Below are 18,362 nucleotides of genomic sequence, written 5' to 3'. Positions count from 1 at the left end.
AATTTCACATTGACCGTTGATATCCAGCGGCCTGGAAGAAGTTGGCACATTCGCAGGGCGGGAAGCGATCAAGGAGTTCGCCGATGCGCTCGACAAGAGCATCGACGGTTCGGGCTGGCTGCTGGCGCAGGAGTGCCTTGAGCTTGGCGAAGGCCATCTCGATCGGGTTCATGTCGGGGCTGTAGGGAGGCAGGTAGAAGAGCTGGGCGCGCCGGGCGGTGATCGCCTCGCGGATGCCGGCCACCTTGTGGGCGGGCAGATTGTCGAGCACCACGACATCGCCGCGCCGGAGCGTGGGGGCCAGGACGTCGCGGACATAGACCCGGAAGGCATCGCCATCCATCGGCCCATCGAGCACCCAGGGCGCGGTCATGCCGGTCAGGCGCAGGCCGGCGATGAACGTCATCGTCTTCCAGTGTCCGAACGGCACGCGATCGCGGCAGCGCTCGCCGACCGGCGCCCAGCCATAGAGCCGCGCCATCTTGGTGTTCACCCCTGTCTCGTCGAGGAAGACGAGGCTTTCAGGGTCGATGAACGGCTGGGCTGCCCGCCACAGCTTGCGACGTGCCGCCACGTCCGGCCGCTCCTGCTCGGCTGCGTGCAGGGCTTTTTTTAAACGACAGGCCGAGCCGCCGAACCGCGTTCCACATCGCACCGGTGCTGAGCCCGATCCCATGTTCGGCCAGCAGCCACGCCTGCGCCTGCGCCAGCGTGATCCCAGGCCGCGAGCGGATGTGCGCCGCCAGCACCAGTTCCTGTGCCGGGGAGAGTTTGCGCGGAGGACGGCCGCGGTTCGGGTTGATCCCGGCATCACCGGTCAGCCGCCGTCGAATCCGCGCCTTGTAGATATAGGCAATACTGACCTTGAAGATTACTGCTGCCGCGCGGACCGGCATCCCGCTGTCCACCGCCGCCAGCACCCGATCACGCAAATCCTGCGAGTAACTCTGCCCAGGTCGCCAACCCATCGCCGCCTCCTTCGTGACGGCTGCCTATGAATCACACGATCAGCGAAAAGGGAATCCCCCGTGATTCCACCCGTCGTGAACCCGCTCTAGGTCGGATCGACACTCAGCAAGCCCCTTCCCCGGCGGGCAGGGGTGATCGCATCCCAAAACACGCCGTCACCCTGAACTCGTTTCAGGGTCCAACCCTCCACGGGCGACGCCACAGCCTTTTGCACGTTGGATGCTGAAACAAGTTCAGCATGACGGAAGGGGGAGGGTTGCCTCGCCTTCCCTAATGCGATTCGCCTTCGATCGACCCTACCCCAGCCATTCCTCGACGACTGCATATACCCGCGCCAGGTCCGCCGCGTCGATGCAATAGGGCGGCATGACGTACACCGTGTTGCCCAGCGGGCGCAGCAGCACGCCGCCGGCCAGCGCCGCCGCGCGCAGTGCCGGGCCCACATCCGACAGATAGCCCGCCCGATCGTCGCGGATCTCGAACGCCGCGATCGTGCCCAGCCGGCGCGTGCCCGACACGCGCGGCAATCCGGCGATCCGGTCCAGATGCGCCTGCTGGCGCGTGCCCAGATCTGCGATGCGCGCGCGCACCGGCTCGTCGCGCCAGATCGCCAGATTGGCATTAGCGGCGGCGCAGGCGATCGGGTTGGCGGTGTAGCTGGACGAATGGAAGAACATCCGCGCGCGATCGTCCGAGTAATGTGCGTCAAAGATCGGCGCGGTCGCCATCGTCACCGCCAGCGGCACCGATCCGCCGGTCAGCCCCTTGGACAGGCACAGAATGTCCGGCACCACCGCCGCCTGTTCGCACGCCAGCACCGTGCCGGTGCGTCCCCATCCGGTCATCACTTCGTCGGCGATGAACAGCACGCCGTGGCGCGCGCAGATGCGATGCATCTCGGCCAGCACCCATGTGGGGTAGAACAGCATCCCGCCCGCGCCCAGTACCAGCGGCTCGACCAGGAACGCGGCGGGGCCGGTGGCGCAGGCGGCTTCCAGCGCATCCAGCGTCGCCTGCTCGCTGCCCGGCGCAGGAAAGGGGATGCGCTCCACATCGAACAATATCGGCTGATAGGGGCGGTTGAACACCCCGCGCTCGCCCACCGACATGCCGCCGATCGTGTCGCCGTGATAGCCATGCTCCAGCACGACGACGCGGTGGCGCGGCGCCCCACGATTGTCCCAATAACCCAGCGCCATCTTGATCGCGACTTCGACGCTGGTCGATCCGCTGTCGCTGAAGAACACATGCGCCAGCGGCTCCGGCACGATCGCGCGCAGGCCGGCGGCGAGCGTTTCCGCCGGTTCATGCGTCCAGCCCGCGAAGATGATCTGGTCGAGAGTGCCCGCCTGCTCGGCGATAGCGGCGGCGATGCGCGGGTGGCAATGGCCGTGCGTTGTCACCCACCACGACGAAACGGCGTCGATATAGCGCGCGCCATCGGCGGTGTAGAGCGCCGCGCCCTCCGCCCGCGCAACGCAGGGAATGGGCTCGCCCAGCCCGTGCTGGGTGAAGGGGTGCCAGATGGGGGAGGTCATGGGCGGAAGTCCGTAAGCGTGAAATTCCCGGCAAAGGCGCGGGCGAGGCTGGCGGGGTCCAGCGCGTCGATCCGGGGCAGGCGGCCCAGTCGCCTGACCTTGCCAATGGCGGCGATGGTCTGCTCGCTGTCGGGATTGGCGTCGCCGTTGAACGCCACGCCCAGGATCGGCACGCCGCGCGCGCGCAGCGCCTCGATCGACAAGAGGCTGTGGTTGATCGTCCCCAGCGCCGTGCGCGCGACCAGCACGACCGGCAAGTGCCAGCGGGCGAACAGATCGGCGAACAACAGGCTGCGCGTCACCGGCACCAGCACGCCGCCGGCACCCTCGATCACCAGCGGGCGAGGGCCCGGCGGCGGCGGATCGAGCGCGTCGGCGTCGATCGTCACGCCATCGATCTCGGCGGCAAGGTGCGGCGAGCAGGGGGTGTGCAGCCGATAGGCTTCGGGTCGGATGCGCGCGGGCGCGATGCCCGCCAGCCGGGCGATGCCGTCGCTGTCGCTTTCCGGGGCAAGGCCGCTCTGGATCGGCTTCCAATAGTCGGCATCCAGTGCCTGTGTCAGCGCGGCGGCGAACACGGTCTTGCCTACGTCGGTATCGGTGCCGGTGACGACGATGCGCTGGGTCATGCCAGCGCCTCCGCCAGCGCCGTGCCGAGCGCGTCGATGTCGGCTTCGTCCACATTGCAGGTGATCGACAGCCGCAGCCGCGCGCTGCCCTGTGGCACGGTCGGCGGGCGGATGCCGCGCACGTCGAACCCGGCGGCCTGGAGCGCGGCGGCGGCGCGCATCGTCGGGCCGTCTTCGCCCAGGATCAGGGGCAGGATCTGCGATCCCGTCGCCACGGCGCCCAGCGGTGCCAGCACCTGCGCGGCATGAGTCGCCAGCGCGTGCAGCCGCGCGCGGCGCTCGGGCGCGGCGATCAGGCCTAGTGCGGCACGCACCGTGGCCGCGATCAGCGGGGAGGGCGCGGTGGAAAAGATGAAGCCGCGCCCGCGATTGACCAGGAAGTCGCGCAGGATCGCGGGGCCGCACAACAACGCGCCCTCGCACCCCAATGCCTTGCCACAGGTGTGCAGCGTGATGAGGTTCTCGCGCCCGGCGAGGTGGGCGGCCAGGCCCCGGCCATCGGTGCCGAACACGCCGGTCGCATGGGCCTCGTCCACCACCAGGATCGCGTCGCTCTCGTCCGCCAGCGCCGCCAGGGCGTCGAGCGGGGCGCTGTCGCCGTCCATGCTGTACAGGCTCTCGACCACGATCCACGCCCGCCCGGTACCGCCGCTGCGCCGCCAGCCCAGGATCGCCTCGCGAAACACCTGCACATCGTTATGCGCGGCGCTGGCCGTGGCGGCCCGCCCCAGCCGCATCCCCTCATGCGCGCTGGCATGGACCAGCGCGTCGTGCACCACCAGGTCGCCCGACTGGGGCAGCGTCGCGAGCAGCGCCGAATTGGCCGCATAGCCGGTCGAGAAGAACAGGGCCGCTTCCGACCCGAAGAAGCGGGCCGCTTCCGCCTCCAATGCGTCGTGCTCGGGATGATTGCCGCGCAGCAACCGCGATCCGCCCGAACCGATCGGCACGCCGCGTTCCAGCGCCGCCGCCGTCGCCGCGCGCAGTTCGGGCGCGCCCGCCAGCCCCAGATAGTCGTTGGACGCGAAGTCGCGTCCCGCCTGTGGCCGCAACGCGCGCAGCCGATCGCGCGCCGCCAGTTCCGCAAGATGGCGCTGCTGATGCTCGAAAAATTGCATGGCGCGCGCCGTACCGCCATCCATCGCCCCGCGCCATCCCCCGCGCTTTACGGGCTCGACGGCGCCGCCTGCGCTCGCCTAGAGGCCCCCTCATGGACTCCACCGACACTGCACCGCTTCTGACGACAACCTGCGACCGCGCCTGGCGCGACGCCGCCGTGCGGACGGTGGAGGCGGAACTTAATCGCTCCGCCGATACGCATCTGGTCCGCGTCGAGCTACCCGGCGCGCCGGGTATCACGCTGTATCTGAAGGACGAAAGCAGCCACCCGACGGGCAGCCTGAAGCACCGGCTGGCGCGGTCGCTGTTCCTCTACGCGCTGTGCAATGGCTGGATCGGGCCGCAGACGACGATCGTCGAGGCGTCGAGCGGATCGACGGCGGTGTCGGAGGCGTATTTCGCGCGGATGCTGGGGCTGCCCTTCGTCGCGGTGCTGCCGCGCGGGACGTCGCCGGAAAAGATCGCGGCGATCGAGTTCCATGGCGGCCGCTGCCATGCGGTGGACGACCCCCGGTGCGTCCGGTCGGAAGCCCAGCGGCTGGCGGCGGCGGCGGGCGGCCACTTCATGGACCAGTTCACCTATGCCGAACGCGCAACCGACTGGCGCGGGAACAACAATATCGCCCAGTCGATCTTCGAGCAGATGGCGCAGGAGGCGCATCCCGTGCCCGAGCACATCGTCTGCGGCGCGGGGACCGGCGGCACGTCGGCGACGATCGGGCGCTATATCCGCTATCGCCGGCTGCCGACGCAGCTGTGCGTCGCGGATCCCGAGGCGTCGGTGTTCCATCGCCATTATGCCGACCGCGCGGTGAGGGCGGTGGACGGCGCGCCCTCCTGCGTCGAGGGAATCGGGCGGCTCCAGCTCGAGCCGTCCTTCGTCCGCGACGTGATCGATCGGATGATCACCGTGCCCGACGCCGCCAGCATGGCCGCCGCGCGACGGCTCAGTCGCGTGATCGGCAAGCCGTGCGGCGCATCGACGGGCACGAACCTTTGGGCGTGCGCCACGCTGATCCGCGAGATGCGCGCGGCGGGGCGGACGGGCTCCATCGTCACGCTGCTGTGCGACGATGGCCGGCGCTATGCTTCGACCTGCTACGACGCGGACTGGCTGGACGCGCAGGGGTTCGACATTGCGCGGCTGGATGCGACGCTGGACGACCTGTTCTTGCCGCCAGCGTCTTAAGCGAGGGGTAGGGCGGTGGTGTATTTGACCAGCGCCAGCGCGAAATGCGACGAGGCCGACCCGACAGAGGGGTGTTCCAGCAGCGTGCCCATCAGAAAGCGCTCATAGTCCGCCACGTCGGCGGCCACGACGCGCAACAGATAGTCCCAGTCGCCGGACATGGAATAGCATTCGAGGATTTCGGGGCGCGAGCGGACAAAGGCCTCGAAGCCCGCCCGCACATCGCGGGTGTGGCTGCGCACGCGGACATTGCACAGCACGTTGACGCCCCGGCCGATTGCCTTGGCATCCAGCAGCCGCACGCTTCCTTTCAGAACCCCGGCGGCCTCCAGCGCCTTCACGCGCCGCCAGCACGAGGCGGCGGAGGCGCCGACGCGTTCGGCCAGGTCGGCATTGCTCAGCCCGCCATCGCGCTGAAGCGCGTCGAGGATGCGGCGGTCGATGGGATCGAGATGGATCATACAGCTCGCATATCCTACGATTCGGAAACGTTCGTTTCGCATATCGCTGCCAAAGCCGCAAATTTGAAACGAAATTCCAGCGATTCGGTGCAATACTGCCCGGCATGGCTACCGATACGATTTCCCCGCCGCCCGGCGCTGCCGCAGACTGGACCATTCCGCAGGACTGGGCGCGCTACACCGCGCAGGAACATGCGACCTGGGACCGATTGTTCGAGCGGCAGGCGCGGATGCTGCCCGGTCGCGCGGCGCCAGAGTATCTGGAGGGGCTGGACGTGCTGCGGATGGACCGCCCCGGCATTCCCGATTTCGACGCGCTGTCCGAACGGCTGATGCGCGCGACGGGGTGGCAGGTCGTGGCGGTGCCCGGACTGGTGCCCGAGGACGTATTCTTCGATCACCTCGCCAACCGTCGCTTCGTCGCGGGGCGCTTCATCCGCACGCCCGAACAGCTCGATTACCTGCAGGAGCCGGACATTTTCCACGACGTGTTCGGCCATGTCCCGTTGCTCGCGAACCCGGTCTTCGCCGATTACATGCAGGCCTATGGCCAGGGCGGGCAGCGCGCGGGGGGAATGGGCGCGATCGACAATCTCGCGCGGCTATACTGGTACACGGTCGAGTTCGGGCTGATCCGGTCGGACGCCGGGCTGCGCATCTATGGCGCGGGGATCGTCTCGTCCTTTGGGGAGTCGGTGTTCGCGCTCGACGATCCTTCGCCCAACCGGCTGGGGTTCGACCTGAAGCGGCTGATGCGCACCAAATACCGGATCGACGACTACCAGCAGAATTACTTCGTCATCGACAGCTTCGACCAGCTGCTCCGCCAGACGCTCGATACCGATTTCGGGCCGCTGTACGCGGAAATCCAGGCGCTGCCCGAGATCGAGATCGAGGCGATCCTGCCGACCGATACGGTGTATACGCGGGGCACGCAGGCCTATGCTCGGGGCAAGGCCGCGCTGGCATAGGTCCTCAAAAATCCTCCCCCGGAGGGGGAGGAATGCTACAGCGCCCGGAACCGGAAGTCGCGGAACCGCGCCGCCCCGCTGCCCGCCGCGTACAGCCCCGGCCGCAGCATCAGGAAGCCGCCGCGCACATTGTGGTGGTAGCCCGACACTTCCATGCCGCGATCGAACCGTTTCCACGTCGCGCCGCCATCGCCGCTGGTGTGGAAGGAGACGATGTGGCGATTGTTGGTCACGCGCATCCGCATCCGCGTGCCGTGCGGATTGGCGGGGCGTCCGCGCTCGATGCCATATTGGTGGGTGACGAAGCGCCCCCTGTCGAACCCCAGCCCGCAATAGAGCTTGTCGTCATAGAACAGCAGCAGCCCCGCCGTGGTGCCGGGATCGATCTCCACCTCGCATTCGAACTGATAGGCGGGGTCCCCCGCGATCAGCAGCAGCGGGGAGGAATCGACCGGCGCGGTGCCGCGTGCCTGGAGTATCAGCGCGCCGTCCTGCACCTGCGCGCGGCTGCTCTCGTCGGGGGCGGGGCGGAAGAAATTCCACTTGCTGCCCAGTGCCAGCGTCGTGAAATCATCGGACAGTTTCTGGCCATGGGGCAGGGCAGTGCCGCCCCTGGGCTTGGCGATGGGTTGCGACAAGTCGCCGCCCTTCATGCGGAACCAGCCGTCCGGCGTCCATTCGATCGGATCGAGCAGCGTCTGGCGGCCCAGCGTCCAATAGCCGTTTTCGAACCCGTGATAGACCGCCCACCAGCTGCCATCCGGCGCCGCAACCAGCGAGGCATGGCCGCGCGACCACCATTTTTCGCCCATGTCGACGGTGCGGACCAGCGGGTTGGCCGGGCAATTCTCCCACGGCCCGTGGATCGAGCGCGATCGCGCGGCGATGACCATGTGCCCGGTCGGCGGCCCCGCCGTGCCGCCCACGGCGGTGATCATGTAGAACCAGTCGCCATGCCGGTGGATCTTCGGCCCCTCGGGCGAGAAACCCTCGACATCCCAATCGTCCGGGTAGCGCCACGGATCATAGACATGCTCCGGCGTGCCCGCGAGCGAGAGCCCGTCGTGGGACAGCCGCACCCGATCGCCGCCCGACAGGAACAGCCAGCGCGAGCCGTCCTCGCCCACCGCATGACACGGATCGATATGGTTGGGCAGCTTCAGGTCGATGGGGTCGCTCCACGGCCCGTCGATATGGTCGGCCCACAGGACATAGATCGAATTGGGCTTCGCCTTGACCGGCACGTACAGGAAATAGCGGCCCTCGTGCTTCTCCAGGCTGACCGCCCAGACCGAGCCGATGTTGCGCGTCAGCGCCGCCTTGCGCGGTTGCCAGTTCACCAGATCGCGCGAGTGCCAGATCGTCAGCCCCGGATAGGATTCGAAGCTGGAAAAGGTCATGTAATAATCCGCGCCGTCCTTCAGGATGGCGGGATCGGGCCGGTCGCCGGCGATCAGCGGATTGCGGAAGCGTCCGTCGCCCAGATCGGCGATGCGCTGGTTGTCGAATCCGCGTCGCCATTGCGGGACGGAATCGGGCACGGGGCCTGCCTGCGCCGCGCCTGGACGGAGCACTGCCGCCGCCGTCCCGGCCAATGCCGCGCCAAAGGCGTCGCGCCTGCTGAAGCCGCTCATCCGTCCTTCCTCCATGGTCGCGGGCGCCTTTGCCGGTACCTCGCCGCTTACCCCGCTATCTTATGACACCGGTTGCATGTGGCGTATCGGACTGGATGCCGGACGGCAAGGCAGGCGGACGGGGGTTCAGGCGCCCGCGGGGCAAGCGCGCTCGTGGCGCTCCAGGAACTCGGCCAGGTTCCTGCTCGTCTGGGCGCGAGCGGCGGGGTCGCCCGAGCGTAGCGCGTCGGTCCAGGCGCGGTGGAGCGCGTGGAACCGGCGCATCGCGCAGTGGTCGAGGAACACCGGCTCGACCAGCGTGTGCGACGGCATGTTGGCGCGGACGATCCCGCTCGCCTGTTCGCGCCAGCCATCCGCGCGGGCGTCGTCTTCGCAGGCCGGGAGGACGGCGCTGATGCGGAAGCTATAGGCCCGGCGCGGGGGTGGGGGCGGCGGAGGTGGCGGCGGAGGAGGCGGGCATTTGCACGGGCAATCGCAGCCGCAGTGGCAGCAAGGCGGGGGCGGCGGCGGACAAGGTGGAGAGGGCGGGCACGGCGGGTGCGGACGCTCGCCGGCATAGCGCAGCAGCACCCATTCGACGAGCGTCAGCTCCGTGGCGCCGGTGACGGCGCGTAGCAGCCGGTGGGTGAGCGCCACCGCCCGCGCCGCATCCGGCAATTCGCCCACCACCCAGCACCGGCCATCCAGGTCCTGGCACAGCAGATACACCGGCCCACCCCCGCTCAGCGCGCCCAGCCGATAGCGCGCGGGGTCGCCCAGCGCGGGGAGCAGCGCGGCAGCCACGCTGTGCCCGGTCAGCGGCGAGGGACCATCCGCCACGCCCTCCGCCGCGCCCAGATCGACCGGCAGGAACGTCTGCGCCGCCACTGCGCCCAGCTCCGGCGGAAGCAGGCGGCCGAAGCTGGCGGCATCGGGATCGGCGACGACGGCCGCGCCATCGCTGCGCAGGATCGATTCGAGCAGCGACAGCTCGATCCGGCAGCGTATGTCGAGCCCCGCCGCCGCGCTGTCCCCGGCGAGGCGGAGATAGTCGAACCCGCGCCCGCGATCGCGCGTGGCGGGCATCATCCGCGCCAGCAGCGTGCGCTTGGCCTCCACCAGCGCGTCGGCGGGGGGCGTCAGTGCGTCGCCGCAACCGCTGTCGGCGGGCAGCACGAGCTGTTCGGCGTAGAGCGAGAGCAGGAAATCGAGCACCTCGTTCTGGCGTGCCGCCACCGGGTCGCCGGCGGCGATGAGCGCTTCCATGCCAACGGTATAGCCCGGCGACAGTACCGCACTGGCATCGGGTACGATCCCGCGCAGCGATTGCCAGGCATAGGTGCGCGCGCCCCCGGCGGAGACCGAGAACAGGTCGCGCGTGAACCCCAGTTGCGCGCAGAAATCGGCCATCAGCTGGTCGAACACCATCAGGTATCCCTTGAGCTGGTGGACCTGCGCTTCGCGCGCGGTAGGGGAATTGGCGGGTAGTCCGTAATGGCTGATGCCATAGACGGCGGGGAACTGGTCCTGCACCGATTCATAAGCGGTCAGATCCGCGCGGCGGCCGGTGGGTGCGGGATAGTGGCGGCGATAATCGGGCCCCAGGGGATAGGTTCGGTGCTGTGCGGTCCAGGCGCGGTCCAGGTGGCGCTGGACCTTGCGCGTATCGACTGGGCAGCGGGCGGCGCCGTGGTGCAGGCGGATCGATCCGCGTGCGATCGCGGCGGCGCTGTCGAGCACCAGGATCGCGTCGTCGTCGATCGCGATGCTTTCGCCGGGGTGATAGCGGTGGCCCGCCACCTCCACCACCAGATGCGAGACGGACAGCACGCCGGGGACTTCGGCGAGGATTTCGAGCAGATAGTCGACCGGCATGCGTAGCGGGCGCGGGGTGAGTTGGTCGTCGGCGATGAATCCGCGCAGCATCAGCGGGCCGTCGAAGATCTCGGACGTGGTCTGCCCGGCAAGCAGTGCCGCGTCGAGGCTGTGGCGGCGCGGCTCGGGCGCGAGCGCGAGGGCTGCGGCAAACAGCATGTCGGCCAGCACCACGTCCGGGTCGGCATGGTCGTCCAGCTGGACTTCGGCGGCGATGCGCGCCGGGATCGTGCGCAGGATCACGATCCGCTCGATATCTTCGCACAGCGCGCGGTGGGCGGTGTAGCAATCGCGCACGCGCCGGCGCACCGTTTCGGGATCGGGGCCGTGATCGGGGCAGCACGGATCGATATCGGGCACGAACAGCGCGATCTGGTACAGCCCGCCCACGCCGCGGGCCAGCGCCTGCGGCAGCGGGGTGACCCAGGCATTGGCAAGGTCGGCGACGCGATCGAGCAACAGCCGGCGCAGGTCGGCAACCGTCACCGGGTTCACCGGCATGATCGCGCGCGCGGGGTACAGCCCCTGGCGGCGCAGCCGGACGCGCCCGGTGGCGGGATCGGCGAGCAGATCGGCGGCGGGGAAGCTGGCGCGATAGGTGAGTTCGGTCAGCGCGTAGCAGAGCTGCTGAAGGATGGTGACGCCGGGATCGGACCAGTTGTGATTGGTCCACACCGTCCCCGAAAGCCGCTGGATCAGCGCCATCCCCTCCGCCAGCAGTGCGACATAGTCTGCGCCGGCGGGCAGGGGGGACGGGACAGTCGCGTCGTCGGTCATACGACCCCCGCCGCGTACATGCGATAGGCAGTGGAACCCTGGAGCGCCGGGTCGTCGCCTGCCTGCGCCTTGCCCTTGATCGTGTGGGCCAACGCGGAGGTGAGGTAGTGCCAGCCTTCGGGCGCGGGGGTCTGTGGGGCCAGCGCGATCGTGCGGATCGCGCGGACATAGGGGCGGCTGCGGATGAAATGCGCGACTTCGCGCAGCGTGTAATAGTCGCGCGAGCGGGGGCCTAGCGCGGGGGTGGGCCAGGGCGAGAGATAGGCGATCAGTTCGTCGTTCAGCAGAGCGGCGCTACCCTCGGCGGAATCGGCGTTGGTAAACACCAGGTCCGCCGTCACCACCAGGCGGACATAGTGCGGATCGCCCACGTGCAGCGTCACGAAGCCGCTGATCCGGGGCGTCAGATAGCTCTGGATCGCGCTCAGCTTCTGCGCGTCGTTCGACGGCGCCGTGCGATCGGCGATGGCGGGCGTTTCGGGGCCCGGTATCGGCATTACCCAGACATGGCCGGGCGCAGGCCGCGTGCCGCCGTCGCTGGCCGGCACCACCGCGACTTGCCATAGCGAGGGAAAGGCGGCGAGGAGCAGGGTGGCATAGTCCCAGTCCTGGATCGCGCGATTCTTGTGCCGCAGCCGTTCCGCGAGCCAGCCGCCAAAGGCCGCGCCCTCCAGGATCGGCGCGCCGCCGGAAGAGGGCATGGGCTGGTCGACCGAGTCCAGATCGCTGCGCGCCGTGGCGGGAGCCGTGATCGTACCGGCGGGCAGCGGCGTGGCGAGTGTGGCGCCGCCGCCGGGGCCCACCCAGGTCGCGGTGCCGGCGTTGGCGACGACCGCCGCCAGATCGGGAAACACCCCCGGCGCCGTCTCCACCCCGGCACGGATCCAGGTGAAGGGCGTGGTGCCCGACAGCGCGACCAGCCCGGAAATGCGCAGGTCGTCGGTCGTGTCGCGCAACGGCGTGACGGGAGTCCATTGCGTGCCGTCCCCCAACGCCCAGGCGACCGGCGATGTTCTTGTCGGCCACCCGCCCGGCGGCGGTGCGAGCTGGACGAGCAGCGCAAGGTCCTGCGCCGATGCCGACAGCCCGATCATCAGCGCCCCGGCCTGTTCGATCGGGGCGAGCAGCGCGGCAGTGCCGACGTCCCAGGCCACCGGCTGGACGGTGTCGAACGGGCAAAGATGGAACAGCGTCGCGCCGGGCGCGGTGTCGAGCGGCGCGGGGATGCTGGTCACCGCTTCGTAATCGACCGTCAGGTCGGCGACCGTCGGCAGCCAGGGAACGTTGGGAAAGGCAATCGGCCCCGCCGCCGCCATGCACTGATCGACGCAGTCGGTGCAAGAGGTGGCGACGGCAAGGTCGGCGCGCGCCTGCCCCAGCGTCGTCAGCGCGACCGGACGGGCGGCGGCGGCGCTTTCCTGTTTGGCCACCGTCGCGATCGATTGCACTGCGTCGGCCGCCGCCTGATAGGCGGATGCGTTTTCGGGCGGCGCTGAGGCGGCGGCGGTGGCGATCTGGCTCGCCGCGCGCTGGGCCGCCCACTGCACCCGCATTCCCCACAAGAACCCAGGTTCGCGCTCCACCGCCGTGGTCAGGCCTGCGAGCATCGCGGTTCCGTTCACCTCCGTCTCCCCGCATTGCTGGGCGCATGCCGAGGCTGTCGCAGTCAGCCGCAGCGAAGCGGCCATCACGTTGGGCCCGTACAGCACATTGCCGAATGCAGTGGAGGGGGCGGTCAGGGTGAGGTTCACGGCACTGAGCGCTGGATCGTAATACGGACCGGGAGTTGCCGCCGCCACTGCCGGGGTGAAGCAGATGGCGGCGCGCAGCGTGCCGCCGTCGTCGCTGTCGAACAGCGGGTTGGCCGCAGCCGTCATGTCCCAGGTGCCGGGATTGGCCACGGTGATGCCGGCCTGGAAACTGGCATTGTCATACTGGCTGCCGGGGGGCACCGTATTGCCATCGGCATCGACGACATAGGCCTGGTAATACCCCCGGAACCCCGTGGTCGTGACCGGCAGGCCTGCCCAAACCATGTTCAGGGTAAAGCTGGTCAGCGTCTTCACGAACAATTCGGTCGCGGCGATACCCATCGTCGCCCCGACCACAGGCGGCGAGCCGAACAGGGCAAAGGGCTGGCCGATGTCCGCCGGACCGCCGGGCGTGGTGATGGTCAGATCGGCAAGCCCGGACACGCCCGCCTTTATCAACACCTGGTCCAGCACCATCGGCGAGACGATGGCGTAGGGAAACACTTCCGTCGCCGTGACGGGATCGTCGCCGAGCAGAACCGGCTGTTGAAGCAGCCGCACGACCAGCACCGGCGCGTTGCTGTGCGGGCTGTCCGCGTCGGCCTGGGCGACGAAGGGCTCGGCATCGGGGTCCAGCTCGAACGAAAGCTGGAACAGCGGGTTCGTGGCGGAAATCGCCGTCACCTGATAGTCCGCGACCGCGGCCCAGCCGGTCGCCGTCGAGTAACGCAGCGCGAAGGCCGCGCCCATAAGGTCGGTGAACACGGTTTCGGGGGCGAGCCCCACGCCAGTGCCGATGGTTTCGCACAATCCCCAAACCGTGGCGCAACTCGCCGCGCTGAGCGTGAGATCGAGCCTCACGCGTCGCGTGCCCCCCGTCAGCATCAGCGTGGGGCTGGCAAGCGCGAAGCCCATGCTGGCGGGCGTGGTGACCAGCGCGCCATCGGTGCCGGGCGCGTCGGCGCCGAGCAGCGGGAAGGGATCGGCGATACGCGGTGCCGTGTCCGCCAGCGTCGCGGTGCCGCTCAGTACCTGGGCCGCAAGCGCGGGGATCGTTCCGTGCGGGAGCTGGGTCGTGGTGCGCAGCGTGCGCAGTGCCGCCACGGCCGCCGCATCGACCGACAAGGCATTGTCGAGCGCATAGGCGATCGTCGCGCCATCCTTGTCCGCGCCCGCATCGAACAGCGTGCCGCGCGGCAATTCGGCGCGGACGAGGTCCTTTGCGGGCGTGAAGGTGAGGACCACGCTGTCGGGCCGCCCGTCGCGGCGGGTCTGGCGCAGCACGTCCTCGCGATAGAAGCGCGCCAGCCGTTCGGGGAAGCGATTGAGCGCCGCCTGCGAATGGCCGAACAGCACGGCAAAGGCATCGTATAGCGCCCCCTGCGCCGGATGGTCGCCGGTCTCCAGCGACTGCGCCAATGCCGCGCGCGCAGCCGGGTCGCTTTGGTCGAGTGCGGTGAGCAATGCGTTGGCCAGCGCGTCGAGCCCGTCGGCCAGGTTGCCTGCGGGCGCGCCGAGCAGTTGCCGCTGGACCCTGCGCGCGGGCTCGGCGAGCAACGCGGACTGATCGTGCTGGACCAGCGCCGCCAGCGCCGTCTCGGTCCTGCCCCCGCCCGCGCCGTTGGTCAGCGCTTCGGCCATGCGGGTGATGCCGGTGAGCGCCTGCTTGCTGTACGTGGCCTGCGCCGCTTCGCTTTCCGCCGCGCGCAGGGCCGCGAGCACGCGATCGAACCCCTGCTGGATGTCCTCCCGGTCGAGCGCCAGCCGCGCGGCGAGCGCGATGCTCGGGTCCGAACGGAAAAACGCCGACCAGTCACCCTCCGGGGTATCGGTCAGATCGTAGAAGGTGATGAGCGTGCCATAGTCCGCGGCAAAGGCGAGCAAGTCGATCAGCGTCCGCCCGTCGACCTGCACTGCGTCGGGCGCCGGGAACGCGGCGACGCGATCGGCCTGGCTCAGGGCCTGGTTGAGTGCGCGAAGGTCTTGCCGGGCGGCCATGGATCGCGGCCTACATCGCCGGCGGGGCGAGTGTGGGTTCGTTGAGGTAGAACGGATAGACGAAGTTGCTGCGCGCATTCGTCTGGCGCACGACATAATCGACCGAAATCGTCACCGACCCTTGCGACGGGTCGAGCGGGGTCACGTCCACGCGCGTCACGTCGATGCGCGGTTCCCAGTCGAGCACGGCCTTGCGCACGATCGAGCCGATGTCGTTCATCAGCGTTTCGGTGAGGGCTTCGAACACCTTCAGGCGCAGGTTCGAGCCATAGGTGGCCGCCATGATCCGCTCGCCCATACTGGTCGAGAACAGCACCCACAGGCATTCGCGGATGTTCGCCTCGCCGCTGGACAGGACCACCGCCTGCGACACGCGGCTGAAGGTGGGGGGAAAGGCCCATCCGGTGCCGAGAAAGCTCGCGTCTGTCGCCGCCGGAGTGGGCATGATCAGCCCCCGATCATCACGGTGGGCATCCCCAGCACGATGCTGCCGCCATGTGCGGTACTGTCTCCCATCCGCGCGGCGGGGCGGCTCATGATCTTGACGGTGGCCGATCCCTTTACGATCGAATCGGGCGGCCCGACGCATACGCACATGTCGCCCAGGCACGCTGCGGGCATGCCGCCGATAATCACTGTCGGGGCGCCCGGCCCGACGATCGGCCCGCCGACATGCGGAATCGGGGGCAGGCCCGGCGTCATCATCGGGCAGGTGTGCATGTCGGTCAGGCGGGCGGCGGGGGGCATGGCGGTTTCCTTTGCGTGCTGGAGCGGAGCGGGGGTCAGTTGATTTTCACCATCCCTCCCTGGATCGTCACCATCCCGCTGGCGGTCAGCTTTGCCTCGGCCGATCCTTGCGCGGAGAAGCTGGTATCGGCCTTCGCGGCGATGCTCATGCCGGCGATCGTGACGCCAGCCGTGCCCTTCAGCGCCAGCTTGCCCTGCGCGGTGATGGCGATGTCGCCTTTTGCGGTCAGCGTAAGCTTGCTCGCGCTGTCGATCGCGATGCCGCTGCTCGACAGCGTGATGCTGTTCTTGTTGGCATCGGTGATCGTGACGGTCTTTGCCTTGTCGTCCACCCGGATGCTCTGCTTGGCCGGGGTGCTGATCTCGATCGCGGGGAGATCATCCAGGAAATCGATCCGCACCTTGGATTTGGTGACGATGGACTTCTTGGCGTTCTTGGCCTCGGGCGGGTTGGGCGGCTTGTTCTTCTTGGACCACAGGCTGCCCAGGATCACCGGGAAGCGCGGGTCGCCGTTCATGAAGGCGAGGACCACTTCGTCGCCCACTTCGGGATAGAATTCGGCGCCGATGTCGGCGGACGCATAGAATGTGCCCAGTCGGGCCCACAGCGTCTGCGATCCCGCCTGGAGCAGCGGCAGCTTTACCTGCACGCGATATTCGCCGTCCGGATCGCCATCGATCTTCGTCACCACCCCGGTCTGCAATTCGGGGACCGGCGGGAGCAGCCCCGCCGCACCGGGTGCCGCGATGTCGGGCGCGGCGGCGGCGAACCAGTCGGGCGACATGCCGATTTCCACATCGGTCAGCCACAGCCCGCTGGCGACGCGATGGTGCACGCCCGAGACATAGCCGGTGCCGTTGAACCGGCCGCCGAGCCCGGCCAGGTCGACCGTGCACCCGGTCTTTACCAGAGGGCTGCCCTGGAACTGCACGGTGCCGCGGATTTTCGCCAGCTTGCTCTTGAGCAATTCGGCCGAGGACCAGTCGGTCAGGTCGGCGGTCTGGAGCGTGCCCGCGCTCTGTTGCGGATAGGCGGAGATGCCGAATACCTTGGCCAGATCCTCCGACGACAGGTTGCCCGGTTCCTTGACCGTGGCGCTGGCCTTCCCCGATTGCGCCACCGCCTGCGCCGCCGGGTCCCAGGCATAGCTGTTGATCGCGCTGGGCGCATATTGGGTGGAGGCGTCCATCGCCGCGCGGAAATCGAGGATGGAATCGCCATAGGTGAGCGTGAGCACCGGGCTCGCCGCCGTATCCGGCTTGGCGACTGTCACTTTCGCCGCATCGACGATCACGACCATGCTGTTCGCCTGGGCGCGGATCAGCATCAGGTCCCAGTCGCTGGCATAATATTGCACGATCGAAGGCTGGACCGGGCTGGTCGATTCCACGCTGGCGCTGAGGCCGGACTGGCCGATCAGCTTCTTGATGACGTCGCTGTCGGACATCTTTTCAAAGATCGCGTTGCGCCGCGCCAGCGTCATCGCCATCGCCTTGTCGGTCGCCTCGACGATCAGCCGCGACGGGCCCTGCTGGCTGACTTCCAGCCCCTGGCGGTACAGGATGCCGGTGAACACCAAAGTTTCCTTGGTGTCGTAGCCGAGCGAGATAGTGATCGCCTTGCCCGGAATCAGCGCCGTCGTCTCGCTGATCGGGAAGGTCTGGGCGGCGGGTTCGCCGTCGGAGATGACGACGCGCGCCTTGGGCAGGCGGTTCACGCCGGTCCAGATGTCGACGGTGACGATCTGGTACGCAGAATCCAGCGGCTTGCCATCGGCGGTGATCGAGACCGCCACGATCGCGCCGGCCAGCTGGGCGGGGGAGGGGGCGGTCATGCGGCGACGCCCTGCATCGGCGGGAACACCAACTGGGTTCCGGGCACCAGCCGCCGGAAATCGACCAGCCGGTTATGCGCGGCGACGTGGAGGTAATAGGTGCTGCTGCCATAGATGCGGTGGCACAGATCGGGCAGCGTGTCGCCCGCCGAGACGGTGACGAGGTGGCTGAGATCGGGCGAGCGCATGTTCGCTTCAGCCGCCAGTTGCTTCTCGCTGGTGAAGGACTGGAACGACGTCGACACCTTGGCCCGGATCGGCGTGCCGTTGGGCTTGAACAGGGTATAGGCGATCTTGAGCTTGCACAGCACGCACTGGAACTGCAGCTGCGCCCAGGACAGTTTCAGATAGTTGGGCCGGTGGATCGCGCCGTTCACCGTTGCGGTCAGCTTGACGAACGCGTCGATCAGCCCCGCCACGCCATCCTCCGGGATCGGCATCCCGGCGATCGGCGGGGGGACCACGCCGGTGGTGTCGAACATCAGGTCGAACGTCACGGTTTCCTGCCCCACCCGGTTGTATTCGGGCGAGGGGCCGTTGCTGCCCGGCGCCTGGCGATCGGAATATTTGATCGTGAAATCGTGGGTGTAGCTGTCCGGGTTCATCCACACGGTGAAGGGGGCACCGGTCTGGCTGTTGAATTGCGGATCGGAAAACGCCGTGATCGTCATGCGCTTCAGCGTGCCCGAGCCCATGTCAGCGCGCCTCCACCAACCGCAGCGTTTCCAGCACCCGGCGCGTGCATTCGCGGGTGATCGCATCCACTTGTTGCGCCGACAGCGACGCCTGGCCCGACGAACCGCAGCCCTCGGCCTCGGCAGGGCCCATGCGCTGCGGATCGCCGACTGCGATCCGCACGCCGATTTCGCTGACGAACAATGCCATGGTCT

Annotated in this window: 15 protein-coding genes; 2 read left to right on the top strand and 13 right to left on the bottom strand. The window is 68.5% G+C overall.

The window, feature by feature from the left end:
• Nucleotides 1-4 precede the first annotated feature (4 nt).
• The 4 genes from ACG3SL_RS12455 to ACG3SL_RS12440 all read right to left on the bottom strand — a co-directional run bounded on the left by ACG3SL_RS12455 (nt 5) and on the right by ACG3SL_RS12440 (nt 4,254).
• Nucleotides 5-968, bottom strand: a protein-coding gene (locus ACG3SL_RS12455; protein ID WP_448661465.1) for an IS630 family transposase whose coding sequence is annotated in 2 segments (ribosomal slippage) — nt 5-616 and nt 618-968 — 963 coding nt in all. Because the reading frame shifts where the segments join, the coding sequence is not laid out codon by codon here.
• Nucleotides 969-1,265: 297 nt separating this feature from the next.
• Nucleotides 1,266-2,507, bottom strand: a complete 1,242-nt coding sequence (locus ACG3SL_RS12450; RefSeq protein ID WP_448661464.1) for an adenosylmethionine--8-amino-7-oxononanoate transaminase — start codon at nt 2,505-2,507, stop codon at nt 1,266-1,268.
• A complete protein-coding gene (bioD, locus tag ACG3SL_RS12445) occupies nt 2,504-3,136 on the bottom strand; it encodes a dethiobiotin synthase (RefSeq protein ID WP_448661463.1) in 633 nt (210 codons plus the stop codon). Before bioD ends, ACG3SL_RS12450 begins: the two co-directional genes overlap by 4 nt.
• Nucleotides 3,133-4,254, bottom strand: a complete 1,122-nt coding sequence (locus ACG3SL_RS12440; RefSeq protein WP_448661462.1) for an 8-amino-7-oxononanoate synthase — start codon at nt 4,252-4,254, stop codon at nt 3,133-3,135. The genes bioD and ACG3SL_RS12440 overlap by 4 nt, the downstream gene beginning before the upstream one ends.
• Nucleotides 4,255-4,346: 92 nt before the next feature.
• On the opposite strand from ACG3SL_RS12440, the gene ACG3SL_RS12435 reads away from it, so the two are divergent.
• A complete protein-coding gene (locus tag ACG3SL_RS12435; RefSeq protein WP_448661461.1) occupies nt 4,347-5,444 on the top strand; it encodes a PLP-dependent cysteine synthase family protein in 1,098 nt (365 codons plus the stop codon).
• On the opposite strand, the gene ACG3SL_RS12430 is transcribed toward ACG3SL_RS12435, so the two are convergent.
• A complete protein-coding gene (locus ACG3SL_RS12430; protein ID WP_448661460.1) occupies nt 5,441-5,905 on the bottom strand; it encodes an Lrp/AsnC family transcriptional regulator in 465 nt (154 codons plus the stop codon). The two genes, ACG3SL_RS12435 and ACG3SL_RS12430, sit on opposite strands and share 4 nt — an antisense overlap.
• 104 nt (nt 5,906-6,009) lie before the next feature.
• Here ACG3SL_RS12430 and phhA point away from each other — a divergent pair, with 104 nt between their 5' ends.
• Complete coding sequence (phhA, locus tag ACG3SL_RS12425; protein ID WP_448661459.1) at nt 6,010-6,876, top strand: phenylalanine 4-monooxygenase; 867 nt, start codon at nt 6,010-6,012, stop codon at nt 6,874-6,876.
• Between the two features lie 35 nt (nt 6,877-6,911).
• Here the strand turns inward: phhA and ACG3SL_RS12420 are convergent, their stop codons facing one another.
• The 8 genes from ACG3SL_RS12420 to ACG3SL_RS12385 all read right to left on the bottom strand — a co-directional run bounded on the left by ACG3SL_RS12420 (nt 6,912) and on the right by ACG3SL_RS12385 (nt 18,357).
• Nucleotides 6,912-8,510, bottom strand: coding sequence for a family 43 glycosylhydrolase (locus ACG3SL_RS12420; protein WP_448661458.1), 1,599 nt, complete (start codon nt 8,508-8,510; stop codon nt 6,912-6,914).
• A gap of 126 nt (nt 8,511-8,636) precedes the next feature.
• Nucleotides 8,637-11,141, bottom strand: coding sequence for a hypothetical protein (locus tag ACG3SL_RS12415; protein ID WP_448661457.1), 2,505 nt, complete (start codon nt 11,139-11,141; stop codon nt 8,637-8,639).
• Nucleotides 11,138-14,890 carry a hypothetical protein gene (locus ACG3SL_RS12410; protein WP_448661456.1) on the bottom strand — a complete coding sequence of 1,251 codons (3,753 nt, stop codon included), beginning with the start codon at nt 14,888-14,890 and terminating at the stop codon, nt 11,138-11,140. The genes ACG3SL_RS12415 and ACG3SL_RS12410 overlap by 4 nt, the downstream gene beginning before the upstream one ends.
• Before the next feature lie 10 nt (nt 14,891-14,900).
• Nucleotides 14,901-15,335: a GPW/gp25 family protein gene (locus ACG3SL_RS12405; protein ID WP_448661455.1), complete on the bottom strand. Its 435-nt coding sequence runs from the start codon at nt 15,333-15,335 to the stop codon at nt 14,901-14,903.
• A gap of 2 nt (nt 15,336-15,337) precedes the next feature.
• A complete protein-coding gene (locus tag ACG3SL_RS12400) occupies nt 15,338-15,637 on the bottom strand; it encodes a PAAR domain-containing protein (RefSeq protein WP_448661454.1) in 300 nt (99 codons plus the stop codon).
• A gap of 35 nt (nt 15,638-15,672) precedes the next feature.
• Complete coding sequence (gene vgrG, locus ACG3SL_RS12395; protein WP_448661453.1) at nt 15,673-17,472, bottom strand: type VI secretion system tip protein VgrG; 1,800 nt, start codon at nt 17,470-17,472, stop codon at nt 15,673-15,675.
• A complete protein-coding gene (locus ACG3SL_RS12390) occupies nt 17,469-18,167 on the bottom strand; it encodes a CIS tube protein (RefSeq protein WP_448661452.1) in 699 nt (232 codons plus the stop codon). Before ACG3SL_RS12390 ends, vgrG begins: the two co-directional genes overlap by 4 nt.
• Before the next feature lies 1 nt (nt 18,168).
• Nucleotides 18,169-18,357, bottom strand: a complete 189-nt coding sequence (locus ACG3SL_RS12385) for a DUF5908 family protein (protein ID WP_448661451.1) — start codon at nt 18,355-18,357, stop codon at nt 18,169-18,171.
• Nucleotides 18,358-18,362 lie beyond the last annotated feature (5 nt).

Source organism: Sphingomonas degradans (assembly GCF_053502645.1).
Note: the sequence above shows the minus strand (reverse complement) of the source record. Positions and strands in the feature narration are given on the sequence as shown.